Source organism: Alkalihalobacterium sp. APHAB7 (genome assembly GCF_048323755.1).
In the GTDB taxonomy this organism is placed as follows: domain Bacteria; phylum Bacillota; class Bacilli; order Bacillales; family Bacillaceae_F; genus Alkalihalobacterium.
Genome location: NZ_JBLWFS010000021.1, coordinates 21,400 through 44,492, shown reverse-complemented (window position 1 = coordinate 44,492; position 23,093 = coordinate 21,400). Strand labels below are relative to the sequence as shown.

Below are 23,093 nucleotides of genomic sequence, written 5' to 3'. Positions count from 1 at the left end.
CCCTTCACGCTATAAAACCGCTATGGTAAACTGGTAAATAATACATAAAAAGGAATGTTGTCTTATGCCAATTTACAATAAACTTGTTCGTGATAAAATTCCAGCCATCATTCAAGCAGCAGGAAAGGGTTACCGCTCGAAACAATTGGATGAGGTTGAATACATAAAAGAACTAAAGATTAAGTTGACTGAAGAAATTGCTGAATACGAAGAAGCACAAACAGATGGACAAGCTTTGGAGGAGCTTGCTGATGTGCTCGAAATTATGCACAGTCTCGCAAGTGTGCACGGAGCCAAATTTGATGAAGTCGAGGCAATCCGCAAGAAAAAAGCTGAAGAACGTGGAGGTTTTCAGGAGAGAGTTTTCCTGATTGATGTGGAAGATGAGTAACATTAAGTTAGTAACAGACCGTTTAATCTCGGATTTGGTTGAGGCGATTGATCGCTCCTCTTCTATATACATATTAACCTCATTTGTTATGAAGTCAGGTGTACAACTTCTGGAAGAACCACTAAAAAAAGCATTAGATCGCGGAGCGGAAGTGAAGGTTTGTACAGGTGACTATTTATTTGTGACGCAGCCAGAAGCGTTAAGAAAAATAAATGAAATAGATCCGAACATTGAAGTTCGTTTGTGGAAGAGCAATGGTCGAGCGTTTCATCCCAAAGCGTACTTGTTTCAGTATGAGGAAAATGAAGGGACGTTAATCATTGGTTCATCGAACATGTCCCGGTCTGCTCTTACACATGGGGTCGAATGGAATGTCGCGATGGAGTCCAAAGCTTCTCCTGATACATTTCAACAAGCGCTAGATGAGTTCATGAAGCTTTTCCTTAATGAACAAACCGTTCCTGTTAACAAAGAAACGATAGTTGAATACGAAAAGTTGTATGAAGATTACCATCGGGAACATCCGAATTTAGTTCGTACGTGGACGAAAACAGAAGAAGTAGAGTTAATGCTAAATCAAACAGCTGATGATGAGGAACCCGCGATCATTATTGAAGAACCGGCGTCATACGGAACCATCTCACCAAGACATTCACAAATTGAGGCACTTGAGTCTTTACATAACGTTGTCGAAGAAGGTTACGACAAAGCGATGGTTGTGATGGCTACTGGCCTAGGTAAGACCTATTTAGCAGGCTTTTTTGCGAGAAATTACAAGCGAATCCTCTTTGTCGCTCATCGTGAAGAAATCTTAAAACAAGCCCAAAAATCGTTTGAACATATTATGCCTGAGCGTACGTTTGGTATTTATAGCGGAACCGAAAAAGAAGGCGAAGCCGATTGTGTATTTGCGTCGATTTTTACATTAGCGAACGAACGTCATTTAGAGAAGTTCGACCCTAACAGCTTTGATCTCATTGTTATCGATGAATTCCATCATGCAGCGGCAAAAACGTATCAACGTGTTCTTGACTATTTTAAGCCTGAATTTTTACTTGGGATTACCGCCTATCAAATTGACTTTATTGAAGCCATTCAACGTCAGTGGTTAGCACCTTTTAATTATGTCGGGGTGTATGATGAAACGGATTATTCACAAATTACGTGGCTAGGAACCAGATATGACGATGAAGAATTATTAGCAGCGCAATTAAGGGAAGAGATGGCAGAAAAGATATTGGAAGCCTGGAAAACGCATAAACAAACACGAACACTTGCCTTTTGTTCTTCGATTAGACAAGCTTCATTTCTAGCGAATTATTTTAAGGAAAACGGAGTGAAAGCTACAAGTCTGCATTCGAATGGAAGTGAATACGGACGTGCAAAAGCCATTCAAATGATTGAAACCGGTGTTCTGGAAGTCATTTTTACTGTAAACCTTTTCAATGAAGGTACGGATATTCCTTCGTTAGATACCCTTTTATTCGTACGTCCAACAGAGTCGTTAACGGTATTTACGCAGCAAGTCGGTCGAGGACTTCGGTTGTTTAAAGGAAAAGAGCACTGTACGATTATTGATCTGATTGGAAATTATCGAAACGCAGATAATAAATTACGTCTACTCGATACGCGCAAGGACGATGAGAGAACCAAGTCACCATCAAGTGTGCCTCAAGTTCCGGCCAACTGTTTCATTAATTTCGAGATGGAAGTCATTCAGCTATTAGATGAACTTCGGAAAAAGCGCCAACCGCGAAAAGAACAACTTCGACAAGCTTATTTTGAATTAAAACAAGAACTTGGGAAGCGCCCAACGTATTTAGAGTTGCATTTATACGGGAACGCCGATACGAACAACTACAAGCAGGAATTCAAATCGTATGCGGGCTTCCTATATTGGGCCAACGAGCTTCATGAAACCGAAGAAGATGTGTTCAAAGCTTACGAAACATGGCTTCAAGAAGTCGAGCGGACAGGTATGAATAAGAGCTATAAAATGGTTGTTCTATCTTATATGTTAAGCTGCGGTCTCGAGAAATGGACAAGTCCCGTAACACCTGAAGAAGTGGCACCGTACTTCCATAACTACTTAACGGAAAAAGAATACAGGAAGCGGATCGACTTTTCCGACAAACAAGGGAAAAGACTGTGGGACTACGACGAAACAAAAGTAGCCAAACTTATTGCCGATATGCCAATGACGAAATGGAGTGGCAGTTCAAAAGGGTTGCTTTCATTCGAAGATGGAGTATTCAAAACGGAATTTGATGTGGCCGAGGAGCACAACGAAGTGCTGTATGAATGGACGAAAGAGATTTGTGAGTATCGACTGCATGCTTATTTTGAGCGGAAAGAGAAGTAACCTAGAATACCTTTTATCTAATCGAAATTATGAATTAATAGAGTTCGGTTAATGCTTGTAGAATACCTTCTGAAAATAAAATCATGTATAATTAAATCATCAATTTATTGAAAAGTAGGAGATAAATTTGACGATTAAGAAGTTTAATTTTTACACAGTTCAACAGTTTTTAATAAGTGATAAGTTTTACATTCCAGATTATCAACGAGAATATTCATGGGAAAGAGATGAACAGATTAAGGATTTTTGGTTAGATTTGTACGACTTAGTTGAGAACAGTCGTGATAATCATTTCTTTGGACAAGTCGTTATCCACGATGATCAAGAGGATAAGAAGAAATATATTATTGATGGTCAACAACGTAGTTCCACGTCGATTATATTTTTGTCTGTAATTAGGCAGCTGTTTGATGACATTTATACAGCAACGAATCGAGATGGGGCGAGAAATAAGGTCGAGGATATTCGTCTAAAAATTATTGGTCGTTGGAGCGAGGAAGAGAACGAGCTTCAGTTCCATTTAGGTAAGATCGATAATATCTTCTTTAGAGACTTTATTCAACGTGGAATTCCGGTGTCTGGTGAGATTACGGAACCGTCACATATTCGAATTAAAGAGGCTTATGATTATCTGTATGACCAATTATTGGAGGAGTTAAAGGATCTAGAAGACGAGGATAAATACAATAAATTAGTCGAATATTATAATGGTTTTAAAAATAAATTTAGTTTGATGTGTGTAGAGACGGATGATATGAATGAAGCATTTATCATATTTGAAACTCTTAACGCGAGAGGTAAAGAGCTTGAAACCTCAGATCTACTAAAGAATCATTTATTCAAAACATCAGACAATCTAATTGAAGAAGTAAAAAATGAATGGTTGAAAATGCAAGAAAGTGCTGACGGGATTGACCTAACGAAGTATTTTAGAACCATATGGAATTCAAAATACGATTTCACACGGGAAAAAGAACTTTACAAAAATCTAAAAGGTATGGTAACCACATCAGGTGAATGTTTAAACTTTGCAAGGGAGTTAGTCAAAAGCTTAAATGTTTATAAAGTGCTTGTTGATCCCTCAAATGAAACCTTTTTTAGAGATAAAGAAATCGAACAACATCTAGTAAACTTAAAGCTTCTCAACGCAAGTACGTACTATCCTATCGTGATTGCGCTAGTCAATGGATCCTATGAAGAAGCAGAAATAAAAAAAGTGGTTGAAGCGATTGAAAGTTTTATCGTTCGAAACTGTGTCATTGCGGGGAAAGTAGCCAATCGTTATGAAGTACTGTTCGCTAAGGTGGCAAAGAAGATTTCTTCTACCCCGATGACTTTTGATGAGATCGCAGAAGAATTCAAGAAAGAAATGTTAAACGATGAAGAATTCGAAAGTCATTTTCAAGTATGTTCAATTAAAAGTGCTCCTGTAGCTAAGTTTATTTTACGAAAAATAAATGATTTCCAACAAAGAGAGTTAGTTGTTAACCCTAATAATATGAAAATTCATTTGGAACACATTATGCCTAAAAATATAGGGCAATGGAGAGTACATGAAGACATTCACAACAAATACATTAATCGAATTGGGAATCTGACTCTTCTAGCAGATGAGTACAACAAGTCAATTAAAAATAAATTGTTTAATGATAAGAAAAAAGTATATGAAAAATCCAAGATTGAGATGACTAAAAAATTGGCTTCTTACAAAGAATGGAACTCGACTCGAATTGAAGAACGTCAAAAAGAACTATTTACAATAGCTAAGCAAGTTTGGAAAAATTTTATTTAAGATATAGGATAGATACACTTCTTCATGAGAGGTGTATTTTTTTCTTCCAAAATTGGAACTGACAAATTCTATGAAACGATATGAAATTGATGGGATTTTTTGTAGAATAGTAATATAGAAAAATAGAATTAGTAATGTGTAAAGGTAAGTCTGAAAAAGAATTTGAGGGATAGAAATGAATAGATACTGGAACTTTCCAGCTACGACTGGTGGCTTAATCAACTCTATAAATAATGCCGGATTAGAAACGTTTAGAGGAAATGCGTTAGACTCACTAACAAGAGAAATCTGCCAAAATTCATTAGATGCGGTTAAAGATAAAAGTAAACCAGTTTTGGTTGAATTTAAAAGCTTTTCTGCTGATAGCACGAGTTTTCCAAATAAAGAAGAATTAGTAGATGTATTTCATCAGTGTAAGGAAACATGGCATGGGAGAAATAAAAAAAGCGAAGACTTTATTGAAAATGCGCTTAAGTTATTTAATCAACAACAAATTCAATTTTTACGAATTAGTGATTTTAATACAAAGGGGTTAGAAGGGGCCAAAGAAGGAGAAATCGGTTCGCCTTGGAGTACCTTAGTTAAGGAAGCAGGATCTTCTAATAAAGACGAAAGCTCTGGTGGCAGCTTCGGTATTGGTAAATCTGCGCCGTTTTTAAATTCGAACCTAAGAACGTTGTTTTATGCCTCTTTAGATATTTCTGGGTATAAGTCTTATATTGGTGTTGCAAATATTATGTCGTTCAAAAAGAATAACGATCAAATTACGTTAGGAAATGGTTACTTTACTTTTGATGAAAGATCGTTAGCTATTCCTGGAGACATCATACTAGACCAAGACTTTACTCGTGAGGAGACAGGTACAGATATTTATATTGCAGGTTTCCAACCAAAGGGTAATTGGAAAGGAGAGGTTACAAAGTCAGTTCTAGTTAACTTCTTCATAACGGTATACAACAAAAAGTTAGTCGTTAAGATTAATGATTTTGAAATTAATCATGAAAACATAGGAGAACTTATTGCTGAGTTAGATGATAGTGAGGAGAACCGAGTACTAAAAAATTATTTTAATCTATTAATCTCGGATAAGACGATCAAAATAAAATACCCGGCTAGAGAATATAAGAATGGGATTCACTTCGAAGAAGGAGAAGCGGAGTTATATTTGCTAAATGGTGAGGATTTAAATAGACGTGTCTTAATGACCCGGAAAACTGGAATGATGATTTTTGAGCAAAAGAATATAAGTGGAAGCATTTCTTTTACAGGTTTACTAATGATTACAGGGGCTCATATGAATAATGTTTTTAAACAAATGGAAAACCCTGCTCATAATGAATGGTCTTCGGAGAGGTATGAAAAGGACCCGAAATTAGCGAAAAAGATCTACGGAGACTTAAAGAGCTTTATAAGAAATACAGTGAAAGAGTACTTCCAAGAAAAAATTACTGATTCGATGGATGCAGTTGGATTAAATGACTTTCTACCAAATAAAAACTTGCTGGCTGATAGTGGCACGAAAAAACGAGAATCGTTAAATTCAACAATTAAATCCATTATTACAAAAGAAGTAAAAGAAGATCGAAAAAAACGAGCGCAAACTAAAGGACAAGATCGTCATGAAGATTTAGATCAAGAGTTAGAGGGGAATTATGGAATTACTCCAACTGGTGATGAAGGTGGGGGCGGTGCCGCAAATGATAGTGACGGAGGAGATGCCGGTGGTAGCACAACCGAACCAGGGGGACAAAATGAAGTGAATCCGCAAACGGATGGGGATAAAGATAAAAAGAAAGAACGAAAACCAAGTAAACACCCAGTTCAAATCCAGCAGAAATATGCTTCTATTGACAAGAACCAAGGTAAATATAAGTTTTTTATCTCACAAAAAAAATCGTTAGAGAATGGGAAATTAGTCTTTAAAGTAATGGGCGAACAAAGTAACTACGATCTTCCTATTAAGAATGCATCCACTGATGACAAAGATGTTACGGTCGAGAAAGTTAGTTCGAATACGGTTTACGTCCAATCTATTAAAGCAAACAAAAGTTTTATGATCAACGTAGAAATTGATTATTTTGATTATTGTGTACTGGAGGTAGAATTATATGAAAATTAGTTCATCGTATCCATACCCAGTGTTGTATGTGAATAATGATGATTACACTAGCTCCAGTTTTACAGCCGCTATAAACGTGGATGAATCCTTTGGAGAAGTCCGAATTTATGTGGACTTTTACCTAGACAATAGAGGAATAAGTAGATTGATAGAGGCCCAGTCGGCTGTATATTTAGTGCATATTGAATGCCCGCAGACGAGTTTTCGTAAAGCATACGAAACAAATGAGAATAAGATAGAAATTGTAATCCCTTCCGATGTGCTACGTGGCAAAATTCTAATTCATACATTTGTTATTGCAAAAGAAACGATAGAACACTATACGAATGTATTATTAAATAAATGGTTTAAGGAGCTACCCGTTCGATTTGAAAAAGGTAATTTTATTGCGATTGGTGAAGCCATTGAAATGAATTTATTTGAGGATCATACGGAGTTTCTAAATTTACCTTCTATTATAACGGTGACAAAGTCATTAAAAAAAGAGTATATGGATGTTGATATCCATTCCAATAACATTTCGATTCTCTTACCTGAGTACGAATATAACCAATACGCTACAACAGCCAATTCACGACTCAAAAACACGATATTATCAACCGTTATTGTGCCAGCTCTTGTTTATGTGTTTTCTAAACTAAGAGATAGTAGGGGCGAATTGGATGAATACACGTGGTACCAAGTTCTAGATAAAATATTTGCGGAGAATAATTATAGGCTTGAAGACGTAGGGACGGATAGTCTCTCTCCACTTCAAGCTGCCCAATTAGTATTACGAAAACCTTTAAGAGCTAGCTTTGAAGAAATCGAAAAGCTGAATAGAACGGAGGATTAGTTTTGAAGCTACAATTCATTTCCGATGAGACACTCATGGACTTACGTTCTAACTATGATGCACACAAGGATCATTACTATACAAAAAACAATGAGTGGTTTAATGACTACTTTAAAGAAAACGGTAGAATTCTTGAGTCGAATATCTCTTTTGAAATACCTACTTTAAATATGGATGAAAACTATTTACTGAGTGATCAAGAAAACGTAAAAATCTTATATGATGCTTTAAAAGATCTTACCGTTTCACAAGCAACTCAGGAAAGGCTATGGTCTGGACTAGCTCATTTACAGTTAAGAGAGTTCACCTACTATCGACTAAAAAATGAACTGCTAGAACATAATGACAAGCGCATAAACACAGCCTTATTTTTTAAAAATGGTAACAAACGCTCTTTGTTTGTTCATATACTGGCTCGTTTATGGTGGGTTGGTTATATGACGTATGATGAGGAAAACAAGGACAACCCTTACTGGCTAACCGAGTTCTTTTGCAATAGCGACTTTTCTGCAAGATGCGTAGTCTTTTTCTCTAGTAACTTTACGTCCAATCGAAATATTACAAAAGGGATATTAAAATCTCTAGTCAAACTTAAAGAAAAAGGGATACCTATTAAAAGAGACCATTTCGTCCAGGCCAACAAATATTTAAACGTAGTGGGTGGAGCAATGATCCTAGACATGCTTACATCTGATGAGGTAGAGCAAATGGTAGACAAGCATCTTTATAAACATTTTGGAGTTGGAGCAGATACTCTTTCAGTTTGATAATGTAGTAGTAAAATGACGATTGGTTAGCAGTCCATTATGCTTTTTTAATGTAACTAAACGAAGGAAGTACAAAAACCGTACCTGTTCACAGAAGAGCTTTACAATTTAAGACACATAAACCTACTGTTAAACGAACCGAACATGGTTCGTTTTCTTTTTACCCAGATCATTAAGTAAAAAAAATAGTAGTAAATGTTTTGTCTAGTATGGTCCCTTAAATAGGAAAAATTGTGAGATAATTGAGTAAATGGATCTTGCATAAAGGGGATTGAACATGACGAATTCAAAATACAGCAAAGTTTATGACGTGAATGAACAAGTAGAATTAATTCTAGAGTTAGTCGATGAGTTAGATGTGGAGTCGATTCCACACTTATCGATTAACTTTTTTGAAATAACAATGAATGATTTAAAACATACATATACGAAAATGGATCGTGATTTAATTGTCGATTATTTATTAGCGAAGAAGGCGAGCCGAAGTGGAAAGGCGAAACAAAGCAACCGCGATCCGGTAATGGAAGAGATTAAAAGACAAGCAGAAATGACCGAGCTGACGAATAAAATTATGGATTTAGTTGAAGAAAATAATTTGACTCGTATAGAAGGAGTAAGTCTAGATCTCGGCACCTTAACCCATAATCGTCTAGGAAAACATTCAAAGGAAGAGCTTACCTTATTACATACGACTATCCAAAACCACCTGGACCAACAGCTACAGACATTTCAACAATCCGAGTCGAAACCGAATAACGAAAAAGCAGACAAAATCAAATATGAGATTTTAATGTTAGCTGAGGATCTTGAAATCGATCGGATTCGTGAGTTCAGTGAGCTCGACTTCGCAAAGCTGACAGTCGATGATTTAGCCCATTATGAACTTGATGAACTGGAATCCATGCTCGACGTCCTCGAAGGACAAGAAATTGTAAGCGCTGAAATCAAGATGATTAATCATTTAGTGAGGATGATGAATATCACTAAATTACCGAGTCTAGACATTCATTTTACAGAAATGACCGACTATGACTTCCGTTACACGATTTCAAAAAAGGATCGTCAGTTACTTTTAAAGACATTAGAGGAACTTTACGAAAGTGGTTATGAAGAAGATCCTTTGGACGCGTTGGCCGCATTTGTTTCTACGAGTACGAAAGACAAAGAAGAACAAACGGAACGAATGGTAGAGGATCAACAACAGCAAACAAAAAACTTAGAACTGATTCGTAAAATCATGAATTTGGTAGAAGAAAATAATCTCACTTCCATCGCAGGAAACATTCAGTTGACGAACTTAAATGAATTTCAACTAGAGCAGCAATCGAAAACGGAGCTCATTCTACTATTAGATGCAATTGAAACGCATATCGCAATGAATGAAAAATATGGTAATGCCTCGCAAATAGAGGAAGAAGATGACCTATTGGAAGACGAAGAGGAAGAGGAAGCGCGCGGCATCAAACAAGACATACTTATGATAGTTGAGGAATCTCGGATTAACCACATTCCAGAGTTCCGTGAACTCGATTTTGCGACGGTTACGATAGATGATTTGAATAATTATGATATTGAAGACTTAAAAAGTATGCTCAGTTTTCTAGAAACTCAGGAAATAACAACGAATGAGATTAAAAGAATTTTTGAATTAGCGAACATTCTAAACATGAGAGAACTTCCGGATCTTGGCATAGATTTTACTGAAATCACGGATGAGGAATTACGTTACTCGAATTCCAAAGAAGACCGACAGTTTATCATTCAAACATTAGAAGACCTGTATGAAAAAGGCTATGACCAAACGACCAATGACTTTATAAATCCTCTCGAAGTCATTGAGAAATACAAATATGGTGCGTTAAAAGATACCGATGAATGGGAAGACGAGAAAAAAGAAGACACGAGTTGGAGAAAACACATTCCACCTTCTGTTAAAACGCAATTGCCAAGCTGGCGAAATGACTCGGTTCATGAATTCTATGAAAAAGTGAAAGTGCTAATGCAAAAGTCCCGTGGAAGGGATCTCGCTATTCTTCGAGAGTACGTTTGTGATTTATCAGAGATTGTCTTTGATCAACCAGAAGAAAAAGATGAAGAAGAGCAACTGATGGAAAATGCCGACGAGGATGAGATTGCTTCAGCGATTTTAACGATTGTTGAAATGATCATACTACCCCATCAAGAAGTGCTAGAGCGGATTGAACAAAAGGGCGGGCAAATTTTATTTAGTAATGTGTGGAGTCAGCCATTCACTGAGACACTAAAAAAAGAAGTAAAAGATCGTGACGGGTGGGCTTGTGTGGTCTGCGATTCGGATAAAGGCTTGCATGTTCATCATAAAATCCCGAGAAAATACGGTGGTGTGAATCATAAGCATAACCTCGTCACATTGTGCAGCTCCTGTCATCCAGCAATCGAAACAGCGGATATCCGCCATGCGTTTACCAAGTGTTTAGCGAATTATCGGATGAACCAAAACAAAAAAATTAGAAAGCCTGTTTCGACTGATAAAACGATATTAAAGCGCGAAGTGGAACAAAGCTTAGACCACTTATTCCTTGCTTTATCCAACCGAAATGAGAATGAATTAATTGAAGAAGTGTTAGGCATTATGAAGCGATTAGAAGTCATTTTTTACGACTAAATCATCCTTCAATAGTCACCAATCCCAAAAGTGGGAACGGTACGTCAATTTTTTCCTCTATACTAGAAAATACACTAGTAAATGGAATAAAGGTTATTACGAACCTCCATCACAACAAAAAACTACAGCCAAAGGGGAGAAGTACATATGTTATTGCAAAAGATCATGGATAAACGTAAGAAGTTGCTCCTGGAAAAGAAAGTACCAACGCAAGAGGAGCTTCAAGAAGACTATCGTCTCTTTCAAGAAAAATTCGGTCCAGAAAAACTGAAGGGGCTTCAAGGGGAAGAACTATTAGAGACCTTATCTAATCTAGGCAACCGCGATAGCTTAGTTTATTGGCTAGAGTTTAAAAATGATGATCAATTTCGGACGACAGTATACGGCAGTATTTCAGGCGGGAGTGCCTTTAAATATATTATGTTTAAAAGAAGCAGTGACGGTGTGTGGGTGACTGGGTACAATCAAGATCCAGTTGAACTAAACCAAGAGCAAGCGATCGACATGGCCATAAAAATTCGCGACAACCTCGTAAAGGGTGCTGAAATGATCGGCCAACTCGTCTCAAAGGAAGGTCCGGTTGACGAGGATGCGTACATCAAAATACAGCTGGAGCTTGAAGCACAACTAGAGTTTAATATGGGGAAACTCGGCTGGGTTCATAAATATTATCATATGATATTTCCGGAACGAATTGATGATTTTCACAATGCCGATTGGCAAAAAAATGCGTTAATCAAAATACATGTCAAGCCGAATGAACAAGGCGGGCTTTATTCCTGGGCAGGTCAAATAATGGCGATTGCACGACAATGTGAGTGTCCGGTCAATCATTTTACTCATTGTCTGAATGAACTCTACGGTGGACCGCATCATTATATCCGTGTGGGCACGACTTCTGGTACAACGAGCTATTGGAACGAAATGTATATCGAAGGCCATATTGCGATCGGCTGGCCGGCATTAGGAGATTTGAGCCGATTTGAGGATATGAAAATAACGGAAATGAAAAAGCACATCCGCGCGATCCTTGAAGAAAATTACGACCAGACGCCTCAAGTGATTGGCAAATGGACGCTGCAAATTGTAACGTTTTTTACTCGCCTGCATCGCGGGACAGTGATTGTCGCTGCGGAAGGACAAACGGTTTTAGGCATCGGTAAAGTCATCGGAGGGTATCAATACGTTGAAGGTAAGGACTTTCCACATACGGTCAAAGTTGATTGGTTAAAAACACCGAATACGAAGCTGCCAAACCCGAGCGAAGGCCTACAAACAACGACGTATCAATTACGAGACATTGATAATTTACTAGCGATTGAAAAAATCTTAGCTGAAGAACAGCATGAGCCAATACCTGTTCCGACGAAGCTGGAACCACTGACAGGAATGGCTACGAAAATCGAGAAAATTTTAAGCCGAAAACGTCAGGTCATTCTATACGGACCTCCAGGAACAGGGAAAACTCACCATGCAGAGCATACATGCTCGGAGCTGTCCGCGAGAGAAATTTACAACAAAAACTTCGCCACTCTGACAGAAGAACAAAAAGCGGTGATCAAAGGAAATCGAACGGCTAGAGGAACGGTGCGAATGTGTACGTTCCATCCTTCTTACGGCTATGAGGATTTTATGGAAGGAATTAAGCCTACTGTTATTAACGATCAAACCGTGTTTAAGCTGAAGGACGGTATTTTTAAAACGATTTGTCAAGACGCCAGCAACCATCCTGATCATAGCTTTTACCTTATTATTGATGAAATCAACCGCGGGGACATTTCACGTATTTTTGGTGAATTAATTACGATCATCGAAAGCAACAAGCGCGGAAAAGAAGTCATCTTACCGTTATCGAATGAACCGTTTCAAGTGCCGAAAAATGTGTACATTATCGGGACGATGAATACAGCTGACCGGTCTATTGCCTTACTCGATGTCGCACTGCGCCGCCGTTTTGGATTTATTGAATTGTTGACGGACTATTCGCTGTTAGAAGATGTGCTTATTGAAAGCCTGCCATTAGGCGAATGGTTAAAAGCACTGAATGCACGAATCGTTGAGAACTTAGGACAAGATGCAAGAAACTTACAAATTGGTCATGCGTACTTTTTAGAAAAAGAAAAGCCGATTCGTAACTATGAAAAGTTCAAACGAATTATCGAAGAAGACATCATCCCGTTAATCGAAGAATACTGCTACGGGGACTACGCGACGATGGCCAAAATATTAGGATCTGCAATTGTTGATGTTAAACAGAAGACCATTAAAGCAGACATATTCACCGATGACAGCACCGTTTCACTCGTCAATGCCTTATTAGAGCCGACTCCAGAGTTAAGTACGGAAAATCATCTAGTACCGGAAACGGAAGATGAAGGGCTGGACGAAGAGGAACAAGAGGAGAATGTAGAAAGTAAGTTGGTCGATTAAGATGAAGATAGTGATGAAAGAGTGGGACTCGGTACTTATTCCCGAGAAGGATTTACCAAATGATGAGGCTGCACAAGCAACGGTTCAGTGGCTGAATGAAAAAAAGATGCTGGAAATTATCGAATTAAAAAACGGACTTAGTATTCAGACCAACTCCTTTATTGGGACCATCGTCATCGGCGACCTGCAGCTGACGATCACTCCGAAAATCAAAGGAGTCGAGCTGATGACATTGCTGAACTATGCTTATTCCGTCAAAGATTTAAAAATTGTGAATCAAGCAGATTTCCAGCTCGACACTTTTCCTTTTTTCGATATCTTAATCTTTCAGTTGTATGGCTACGCCGATCATTTAGTAAGAAGAGAACTGGTAAGAGGATATGTCCGTAAAAAAGAAGACCTGTCCTCGCCCAAAGGACGGTTAGATTTTAACCAACTAGTGAGAGAAAAACATCTTCAGAAAACGACGCTGCCGAGCATTTATTTTGAACGCAATGAAGATCATCTGCTCAACCAAGTGCTGTTAGCCGGATTAAAGCTTAGTATTCAAATGGTCCAAGACGATCAGTTAAAGAAGAGCTTGCAGCGCCTGTGTTCGCAACTAGAGGAGTATATTTCACCGATCCTCCTCAATAGACAACAATTAAAGCAAGTGCAGACCCGTATTAACCGATTGTCTGAGCATTATCGTCCAATTGTGGAGATCATTACGTTACTATATCAAGCGCAAGGCTTAGAAATTGAAGGGGCCGATCATCCGATCCAGCTGAATGGATTTCTCTTTGATATGAACGTCTTTTTTGAAGCATTTGTCGAAAAGCTCATTCGTGATTTTGTGCCTTATTATTCGTTACGCGAACAGTTTAAACTGCACGAAACGTTCCATTACGCACCAGGCTATAATCCAAAACGAAGAAAGTCACCAACCCCAAGACCTGACTATGCGCTGTTAAAGAATAACAAAGTCGTGAAACTAGCGGATGCTAAATACAAAGACTTATGGGAGAACGCACTCCCACGCGACATGTTATACCAGCTCGCCATTTATGCGTTAAGCAGTGGAGACCAAAAGTCATCGACGACTATCTACCCATCGCAAAACGACTTAGCAACCACACAAAAAATCAACCTCAACAATCCCATGACCAATGACCAAATGGCAACGGTTGTCTTAAAGCCGATCAACTTGAATAAGCTCGCTAACTTACTAAAGCAACAAGATCAAAACCGGGCATTGTTGCAGGAGTATATGAGGACAGTGTTGTTTGTGGACTAATTAATGCAGCCCTCGCTTATCTTTCGTAAGTTACTGAAGACTTAACCGGGGTAAGTAGAGGGCATTATGTTTGATGTCGATTGTGTTTAAAATAACACATGGTTTAACTGTATTGAAGATGACTTGTTTTACAAATGTATAAGTTGATTTTAATAAAATCTCTTTAAGTGTTTTGTTTCTAATATTACTTGTAAAGGATTAGATAGAACTAACTATAAATTCTAATTAATTAATGTACCATGATACTTACAGGTTAATAGGTAATTTTTTATTTCTTCTATAATTCTCAACTGACTTTTTCAAAACGATTGTAAAAAAAAGTTTGGAATTGGAGGAAAAATGGAAAAGATGTCGAACTATTTACTTAATCTTTTAGCAATTCGGAGGTTAAATTAATTTACAGTTAACTAGGTGTATTTATATGTGTAGTAAATATATTTAAAAGGAGTAAATGTTATGTCTCCAATAGGTGAGAAAGTTAAAGTAATATTAATAAATAATCCGTTAGGTTTAACTATAAAAGAAATTACAAATGAATTAAGAAAATCAGCTCCTTCGATAGTAGAAAATCAAGTTGAGAGAACACTGTATAGATATAAAAATTCCTTCCAAAAGAGCGAAGAGAATATATGGAGGTTAACCAGTATCATAGAAGAGGAGAAAAAAGCTCTCAAAGTATCGAAAATTCTCAAAAATGGAATACAACATCTTGAAATTGAAGAGTTATCAAAGTATCACATCGGTGGAAAAGCTGATTTACGTGACAACCTTATTGAAGAGGTTCGTAAGGATATAATTGGACCAAGTGAAGAGCAAGAAATACTATTTGAAAGACCAAATGTGTATTATCTTGGCGCGATGTTATACCCGAGTAATAATGAAATTCAAATTTTGGACGGACATGAAATGGATAGAGAGGATGATAGTACAAGTCATGAAGATGAGCAAGTTGCAGAGGAAGAAACACAGGTCAATCGTTTTTACCCATCCTCACTTGGATTGACCTGCCATCTTTCAGAAATCTGTAAATCGGTAAAAGTTAATATTTCGTTTGGTATCTACAATGAAGAAAAAATAGAAAAGAAAAAGGGATACAAACGAACGAATGTTCAGAAACAGCTAATTATTCATACTGAGAACAAACAAGACGGTACCTTTATTGACGAGTATCAAATTCAATTAAAATGGATTATAAGAGACACTTCTCAAGGGCGTTCTTTTAGTATTTTTTTAGTTAATAGATATGAAGCAAAAACAAATACCCCAGTAGAAGAAATTGTATTTCAACCAGTCCTATCAATAGAAGGTAATGAGAAAAATTATCCATTTGTACGAAGAGATACCCCGATTAACTCAGAACTTGATGATAATGATATTAAATCATTAAAATTATTATATCGTGATCGACCTGAATTTGCTGTAGGCCATGGGTGTGCAGTTGAATGGGAGAACTTCACTTTCCAAAAAGCAAAAAAAATCTCAACAACATTCCTACCTAGTTATGAAATACCTGCTGTTCAGCATTTGGAAATAAAAGAGTTAACAGGTCTTGAAATGAAGGTATTGGCTTATGTTGATGATCCTCATCAAATGAAACATTCACTTCTTCCACTGATTGAAAAATATGATAGTTGGATTGATGGACTTAAGGAAATAAAAATTGAAAAAGAATACGAAGCTCAACGAGAAATACATATCGAAACTTGTAAAATAGCAGCAAAAAGAATGAGAGAAGGGCTTGAAATTCTAACAACTAATTCAGATGCCTTTGAGGCATTTAAATTTGCAAATGAGATTATGCTTTATCAACGGTCTTATTCTCTATGGGCACAAGATTTCCGTAAAACTGGTGTACGAACTGAAGATCCAGAAATTAATGAAAAATTAGAAGGAAGATGGAGACCTTTCCAACTAGCATTTGTATTGTTAAACCTAAAAAGCATTGTTGATCCTACTTGTGAAGAACGTGACTGGGCTGATTTACTATGGTTCCCGACAGGTGGAGGTAAAACAGAAGCTTATCTTGGACTAGCTGCGTTTGTCTTAGCTTTAAGGAGATTACGAGGTAAAGAAAAAGGAATAGAAGGTTATGCGGGAACAACTATATTAATGAGATATACGTTACGGCTATTAACTATACAACAATTTCAAAGAGCAGCATCACTAATTTGTGCAGCAGAATACTTAAGAAGTAAAAATCCAGTGAAATGGGGAACAGAAGAATTTAGTATTGGTTTATGGGTTGGTGGAGGAACTACACCTAACTCTCTGAGTGAAGCAAAAGAGACACTAAAGGACTTACAATCTGGAAAATCAATTTATGAGGCGAATCCAATCCAACTACATCATTGTCCTCGGTGTGGTGAAGCTTTAAAACCTGATAATTATTCAATTGAAAACGAAGTGTTTAGAATTTTATGTAGTAATAGTAGTTGCTATTTCTCAGCTCATCGTATCCCAACCTATACCGTCGATGAAGCGATTTATTATCGGTGCCCTTCCATTTTAATAGGTACTGTTGATAAGTTTGCTAGACTTCCTTGGAACGGTAATATTGCTACTCTTTTTGGTAAGGTAGATCGTTACTGTCAAAGACATGGATTTATAAGAGCTGGAGAAGACCATGCCATGTCACATAGTCCATCTGATTTATATGGAAAATCTGAGACTAAATCAATAGATCAATTACTTCCTCCAGAACTTATTATTCAAGATGAGCTTCATTTAATTTCTGGTCCATTAGGTTCAATGGTAGGTCTTTACGAGACAGCTATTGATTATCTGTCAATGCATGAATGGGAAGAAAATAATATTAGACCTAAAGTTGTTGCTTCAACGGCGACAATTCGCGGTGCTAGTCAACAAGTACAAGGTGTTTTTAATCGTGAAGTTTGCCAATTCCCTCCTTATGGAATTGATGCAGGTGATTCGTTTTTCTCAAAGGAAATTTCCACGGCCGTTAAACCGGGGAGGAAATATGTTGGCCTGTATTTACCTGGGACCTCAGGGAAATCTTCTACTGTTAGACTTTATTCAGCATTATTACAGAGTACATATCGAAATCAGGAGGAAGAGGTTGATCCGTACTGGACACTAGTAGGATATTTTAATAGTTTACGAGAATTAGGTGGAACGCTTCGACTAGTAGAAGATGATATCCCAGATCGTATTCGATATCTAGCGAAAAATAAAGAGGAAAAGTTATATCGAAAATATTTAAATACAGAGGAATTAACGAGTAGAATTCAAGCAACAGAAATACCTAATATATTAACAAAACTAGAGCAGCCTAATACCAATAAACGATCGGTGGATGTCTTATTATCTACAAATATGATTTCAGTAGGGGTTGATATTGATCGTCTTGGTTTAATGGTCGTGACTGGACAGCCAAAAGGAACATCTGAATATATTCAGGCAACGAGTCGGGTTGGACGTAAATATCCTGGTTTAGTTTTTACTATGTATAATTGGTCACGACCAAGAGATATTTCACACTTTGAACAGTTTACATCGTATCACTCAAAAATTTACACATATGTTGAAGCGACAAGTGTTACGCCATTCTCACATCGTTCTAGAGATAAGGCTTTGCCAGCTATTGTAATTGGTATGCTACGGCAATTAGATGAAACACTTTTTAAGAATAGTTATGCTGAATTTTTTAGTGGAGATAATGAGTATTTAGATGAAATAAAATCAGTAATTGTTCAACGTTGTCGTGATATTGAGAAAATTGATCATGGAAATATAGAAGAAGAGATTGAGAATATTATAAAATACTGGATGGGCAGAGTAGATGAACATCCTGAAAAATTAGAGTATTCTCAGTATCAATATTCAAAAAGTGATGTACCTGTTTTGATTAAAGGTATTAACCAAGAAATTAATCGTGCAATATTAGTTCCGGACTCCCTCCGTGATGTGGAAGCAGAAGTGAATATTTATTACTTAGATGAAGAGGAGGAATTACTTTCATGAAGTCTCCAGGAGGAGTAAGAGCTAGTCAATTAATTACAACATTTGGACCAGGATCAATTGTTGATTTTAGAAGTGATTCAGTCATGATTATGGGGCTAGATAAATGGAGCAATCGACCTGAAGATTATTATATTGTTCAAGAACCGAGGTTACAAACTCGACTTAATGTTTCATCATTTCGTCAACCACGTTCATTTGGAAATAGAGGAGGAATTCCTGCAATTTCATTTCCGAAATATAGAGTATGTAGTGAATGTAAAGCATTGAAGGCCGATTTTCAAAAAGATAAAAAAGGACAATATGTATGTTCATGTAAAGGAAAAGGTGTAGTTACTTACCCTGCCCGTTTTATATCATCTTGTACTAATGGACATATACAAGATTTTCCTTGGATTGAATGGTGTCATAAGGGGGAAGACGTGTGCTCCAATCCTAGCCTCCGTCTAATTACCAGAGGACAAAGCTCCTCATTAGACGACATCGTTGTACGGTGTAGTTGTGGCGCCCATAATCATTTAGGTGGTGCATTAAAAAAAGGTGCTTTTTCAAAAATTAATGTTGAGTGTAAAGGACATAGTCCTTGGTTAGGGACATCTGGAGGATGTGATCGTAAAGCAAGGGGGTTACAACGCGGGGCATCCAATGTTTATTTTTCATCAACCATTAGTGCTTTATCTATTCCTCCTTGGACTGATGATATACAGCAGTTGGTAAGTAGTCAGTGGAATAGAATTCTTAGTAACATTAACCGGCGAGGATTAGAAAACGTTGAATTGATTTTAGATGTATTATTCCCCGAAGCAAACGAACAAGAACTTAAAAAAATCTTTCAAGCTATTATCGACCAATACCGAATGTCACAAAAAGGCACAGACATACATTATGAAGAATGGAAAGCATTTCAGGACACCAAGAAAGTAACAAAGCATTTTCATATTGAGGAAGAAGAAGTTCATTCTGCCATTTCAAAATTTGTAGAACGGATTGTACTTGCTCACCGGTTACGAGAAGTTAGGGTTTTAAGAGGTTTTACGCGAATTGATTATCCTGATCCATACGATACATCGGAGGTGGGTTATTCAAAACTCTCGAATACTGATAAAGATTGGCTTCCAGCCGTAGAAGTGTTAGGCGAAGGAATTTTTATTCAATTAAATGAAAACTCATTAAAGGAATGGGAGGAAAAAGTTAATGAACATGGTAGATATAAATCATTGTTGAAAAGGTACCAAGACTGGAGGCTAGAAAAAGGCTGGGAGGAGGATGATAAATTTTCACCCCGATTTATTCTTTTACATTCTTTGTCCCATGCATTAATTCAAGAATTATCACTTTCAAGTGGATATTCATCCAATTCAATACGAGAAAAAATTTACGCAAGTCCAGATATGTGTGGCATTCTACTGTATACTGCGTCTGCAGATTCAGACGGTTCACTTGGTGGAATTATCCAACAGGGAAGAAAAGATCAGTTTAATAAATTATTACATCAAACTATTAATCGAGCAAAAATTTGTTCGTCAGATCCATTATGTAGTGAAAGTGAAAATTTAGTAGAGAATAGTTTAAACCTTGCTGCTTGCCATGCTTGTCAGTTGGTTGCTGAAACATCATGTGAGTGGTCTAACCGATTGTTAGATCGTCTATCTTTATTCCAGTCAGAAGAAAATGAAATAGGATTTTTTGATTTGTAAAAAGTAGTAGGAGTGAGAATGATGAATGTCCGTCAAAAATCAGGCCCTGTTTACAGTAATGTTAGTTTAATAAAACGTGCCCTTTTCCAAAGCCCAAAAGGGAAACTACCCTTCCATGAAATACTGGTTTTTGTTAATAATAATTGGACAAGTGGACATTCTAACTCTCTTCCTATTGATCAATTAGTAGGTATGGCCCTAAATGCACCTAGGTCTTTTTTTGAGGAAGATGAAAATGGCTTGTGGGGAGTTAAATACAATATTGATCAACGTTTAGATGAAATATATCAAATTGCTCATCAATTAAAGCAACCATTTTTAGTAGAAGATTTTATTAAAAAATTCTCGTATAATATCAAAGCTAATGAGCTTGTTCAAGGTCTACATAGTGATATTAGATTTACTGATGTAGGAAGTTACTGGCTGCTTTTGGAATGGGAATTAATAAACGACCTTGTTTTTGAATATATGCAAAAGATAAGACTATCGACAGCAAATCAGAATGAGATTGTCTCCGTTGTACGGTTAGAGTATCAGCTGGATGAGTATAATACTATCTTTGCTCCACATATTGATACCCGATTTATTGTCAAAAAGAACCATATTCAGATCGAACTGGAAGAAGAAAATGAGGAAAATTTTGAAATTATTATTCCAGTTGAAGTAAAGGAAGAAGTAGCTAGATCAAGTGTAATAATTTTTCAACAAATTAGAAATTCAAATGATGAAGTTAGAACGAGGGATATTATTCCTGGAATTTTTAATATTAAGGCCAATAATCCAGCATTTAAGATTTATTATGCAGCAGTCGAGGAGTATTTGGCTTTACATAATGAGTTTATCTGTATTGCAAAAGGACGGTGGATATTTAATCAAGCCGCACCAGCACTTGATATTGAAAGCACAATTTACCCAACTTATTCGGTAAAGAACTCTGTTCCTACCATTAATAATCTTGATTTACTTATGGCACAAAGTGAACAGGAAAATTATATACAAGGGACTTCAAAATTAGTAGGAGATATTGATACATCAAAAGAAACAGAGACTTCGATTAATTCAACCGATAAGAGTAATAATCTAATAGGATATTCTATCATTTCCTATTTTGAGAGAATTAAAGGCTATTTACAAATACCGTTTGAAATCAGTTATTTTTTTAAAGCTAAAGAAACAAATAAAGGGAAAATTGAAATCATTATTGATGGTTTTACCTATGACTGTTGGTGGGGAAAAAAAGATAATCGCTTTTATTTTTATGGAAATGGTATTTATGACTTTTTCTCAGATTACCTGATTGAGCCAGGACATAGATTAAGAATTGAGCTAAAAGAAAACCAAGTAAAAGTTGATGGAGTAGGAATTGACGAACGTTATGCATCTGAGCAAGCCAGATATTTAGATATTGGGAGATTAGTAGAAGAAAGTAGGAAAGTTAATAAGTCAATTTTTACCCTCATTTGTGAAATATTATCTACATACCCTTCTGGAATGCACTGGACAATGTTAGTCGACAAAGTATCTAAAGTTCGAACAACCACCAAAAATACTGTCTACAACCTCTTAAGTAAAAATGAATGTTTCCAACCAGTCGTTGATAAAAAGGGTTATTGGAAATTAAACATTCTAAAGCTATCTAGATTTTATGTTGATGAGGAAGATAAACAAGTAGAAGTTATCGAAGAAGAGTGGAATGAAAGAGAAGAAGAAGCTGTTCCTATAGATGCAAAAAAATTTTTTACTGAAAATCCTGATAACTCTAATGAAACAACAAAAGATCAATCAAAATTAATTGAAATGAACTTTGATGAATATGATACTGAAGATTATGAATTACCTAGCCTTTGGTCAATTTTTTACAAATGGTCAAATGAACAGAAAAATGTGCGGTTTCAAAATGTAGCAGAAGAGAGTAAAAATAAAGAAGAATTAATTGAAAATATTACAAATGCTTATTCTGAAATGCTTTGTAATGTCGCTAAATCAAGAGCAACATATTCCATTGATAGAATGGATTTAGTTCAAGAGGGTTTTTTTGGATTGCTAAAAGCGATAAAAAAATTTGATGGTTCTCATTCATTTGCACATTATTCTAAAAGGTGGGTTCTTAGTAAAGTTCTTAGATATATTGATGACCAGCAAAATCTTATTAGGCAGCCTGCGCATATGGTTGAAAAAATTAGAGGTTGGGAGAAACTGGTTAATGATACTTTGTTACTAAAAGGACGTTTTCCTACAAAAGAAGAATGTCTGGATGCTGGGTTAGGTAATGGTATTGAACTTAATGCTTTTTTAAGACGACAAGACTACGTGACATTTGAACAATTTTCAATGTACTTAAGAAAGCAGAAGAACAAATGGGAACAAATTGATAATCAACTGTTAATTCCTTGGTATGCTGCTGAATTAATAGATGAAAAAACATTCAAATATTATTATGATAATAATATAAAACTGAAATATCAACGATCTTATTTGGATTTTGAAGAAGACTCAGATTTGTTATGGGGAAGTTTATTAGAGTTTAGCTATGATCAAAAGGACCTTCGATTAGAATTAGAGAAGTTATTAAATCAATTGGATAATCGTGAACGTGAAATGGTGATGATGAAATACGGTTTTATGGACGATATTGAACATACACTTGAGGAAATAGGGAGAAAATATAACCTTACTCGGGAAAGGGTAAGACAAATTATAAAAAACGCACTAGCAATTTTACTTAAATCAGCAATAAAAAATGATCTAGCTACCTATTTAGAGGATTAAAATAAAAGAGAAGGATAAACCTAGATCCAAGGT

The 23,093-nt window shown here is 36.4% G+C and carries 12 protein-coding genes; all 12 read left to right on the top strand.

What is annotated here, in order from left to right:
- The first annotated feature begins 64 nt into the window (after positions 1-64).
- Entirely contained in the window at positions 65-391 is a 327-nt protein-coding gene (locus ACNSTQ_RS17255; protein ID WP_418201065.1) for a phosphoribosyl-ATP pyrophosphohydrolase, read from the top strand.
- On the top strand, positions 384-2,753 hold the full coding sequence (locus ACNSTQ_RS17250) for a DEAD/DEAH box helicase family protein (protein WP_418201092.1): 2,370 nt from the start codon (positions 384-386) through the stop codon (positions 2,751-2,753). Before ACNSTQ_RS17255 ends, ACNSTQ_RS17250 begins: the two co-directional genes overlap by 8 nt.
- Before the next feature lie 127 nt (positions 2,754-2,880).
- The gene (locus ACNSTQ_RS17245; protein ID WP_418201064.1) at positions 2,881-4,545 is read left to right on the top strand and encodes a DUF262 domain-containing protein; all 1,665 of its coding nucleotides are present in this window, start codon (positions 2,881-2,883) and stop codon (positions 4,543-4,545) included.
- Positions 4,546-4,720: 175 nt separating this feature from the next.
- A complete protein-coding gene (locus tag ACNSTQ_RS17240; RefSeq protein WP_418201063.1) occupies positions 4,721-6,664 on the top strand; it encodes a hypothetical protein in 1,944 nt (647 codons plus the stop codon).
- Positions 6,654-7,499 (top strand): hypothetical protein, encoded by an 846-nt coding sequence (locus tag ACNSTQ_RS17235; protein ID WP_418201062.1) that lies wholly within the window; start codon positions 6,654-6,656, stop codon positions 7,497-7,499. Before ACNSTQ_RS17240 ends, ACNSTQ_RS17235 begins: the two co-directional genes overlap by 11 nt.
- Positions 7,500-7,501: 2 nt before the next feature.
- Positions 7,502-8,266, top strand: coding sequence for a DUF6339 family protein (locus tag ACNSTQ_RS17230; RefSeq protein ID WP_418201061.1), 765 nt, complete (start codon positions 7,502-7,504; stop codon positions 8,264-8,266).
- Between the two features lie 277 nt (positions 8,267-8,543).
- Positions 8,544-10,910, top strand: coding sequence for an HNH endonuclease (locus tag ACNSTQ_RS17225; RefSeq protein WP_418201060.1), 2,367 nt, complete (start codon positions 8,544-8,546; stop codon positions 10,908-10,910).
- A 147-nt stretch (positions 10,911-11,057) separates the two neighbouring features.
- A complete protein-coding gene (locus ACNSTQ_RS17220) occupies positions 11,058-13,340 on the top strand; it encodes an AAA family ATPase (protein ID WP_418201059.1) in 2,283 nt (760 codons plus the stop codon).
- Position 13,341: 1 nt separating this feature from the next.
- The gene (locus ACNSTQ_RS17215) at positions 13,342-14,616 is read left to right on the top strand and encodes an McrC family protein (RefSeq protein ID WP_418201058.1); all 1,275 of its coding nucleotides are present in this window, start codon (positions 13,342-13,344) and stop codon (positions 14,614-14,616) included.
- A gap of 456 nt (positions 14,617-15,072) precedes the next feature.
- Positions 15,073-18,597 (top strand): DISARM system helicase DrmA, encoded by a 3,525-nt coding sequence (gene drmA / locus ACNSTQ_RS17210; protein WP_418201057.1) that lies wholly within the window; start codon positions 15,073-15,075, stop codon positions 18,595-18,597.
- A complete protein-coding gene (gene drmB, locus ACNSTQ_RS17205; protein WP_418201056.1) occupies positions 18,594-20,291 on the top strand; it encodes a DrmB family protein in 1,698 nt (565 codons plus the stop codon). The genes drmA and drmB overlap by 4 nt, the downstream gene beginning before the upstream one ends.
- Before the next feature lie 21 nt (positions 20,292-20,312).
- Positions 20,313-23,060, top strand: coding sequence for a sigma-70 family RNA polymerase sigma factor (locus ACNSTQ_RS17200; protein ID WP_418201055.1), 2,748 nt, complete (start codon positions 20,313-20,315; stop codon positions 23,058-23,060).
- Positions 23,061-23,093 lie beyond the last annotated feature (33 nt).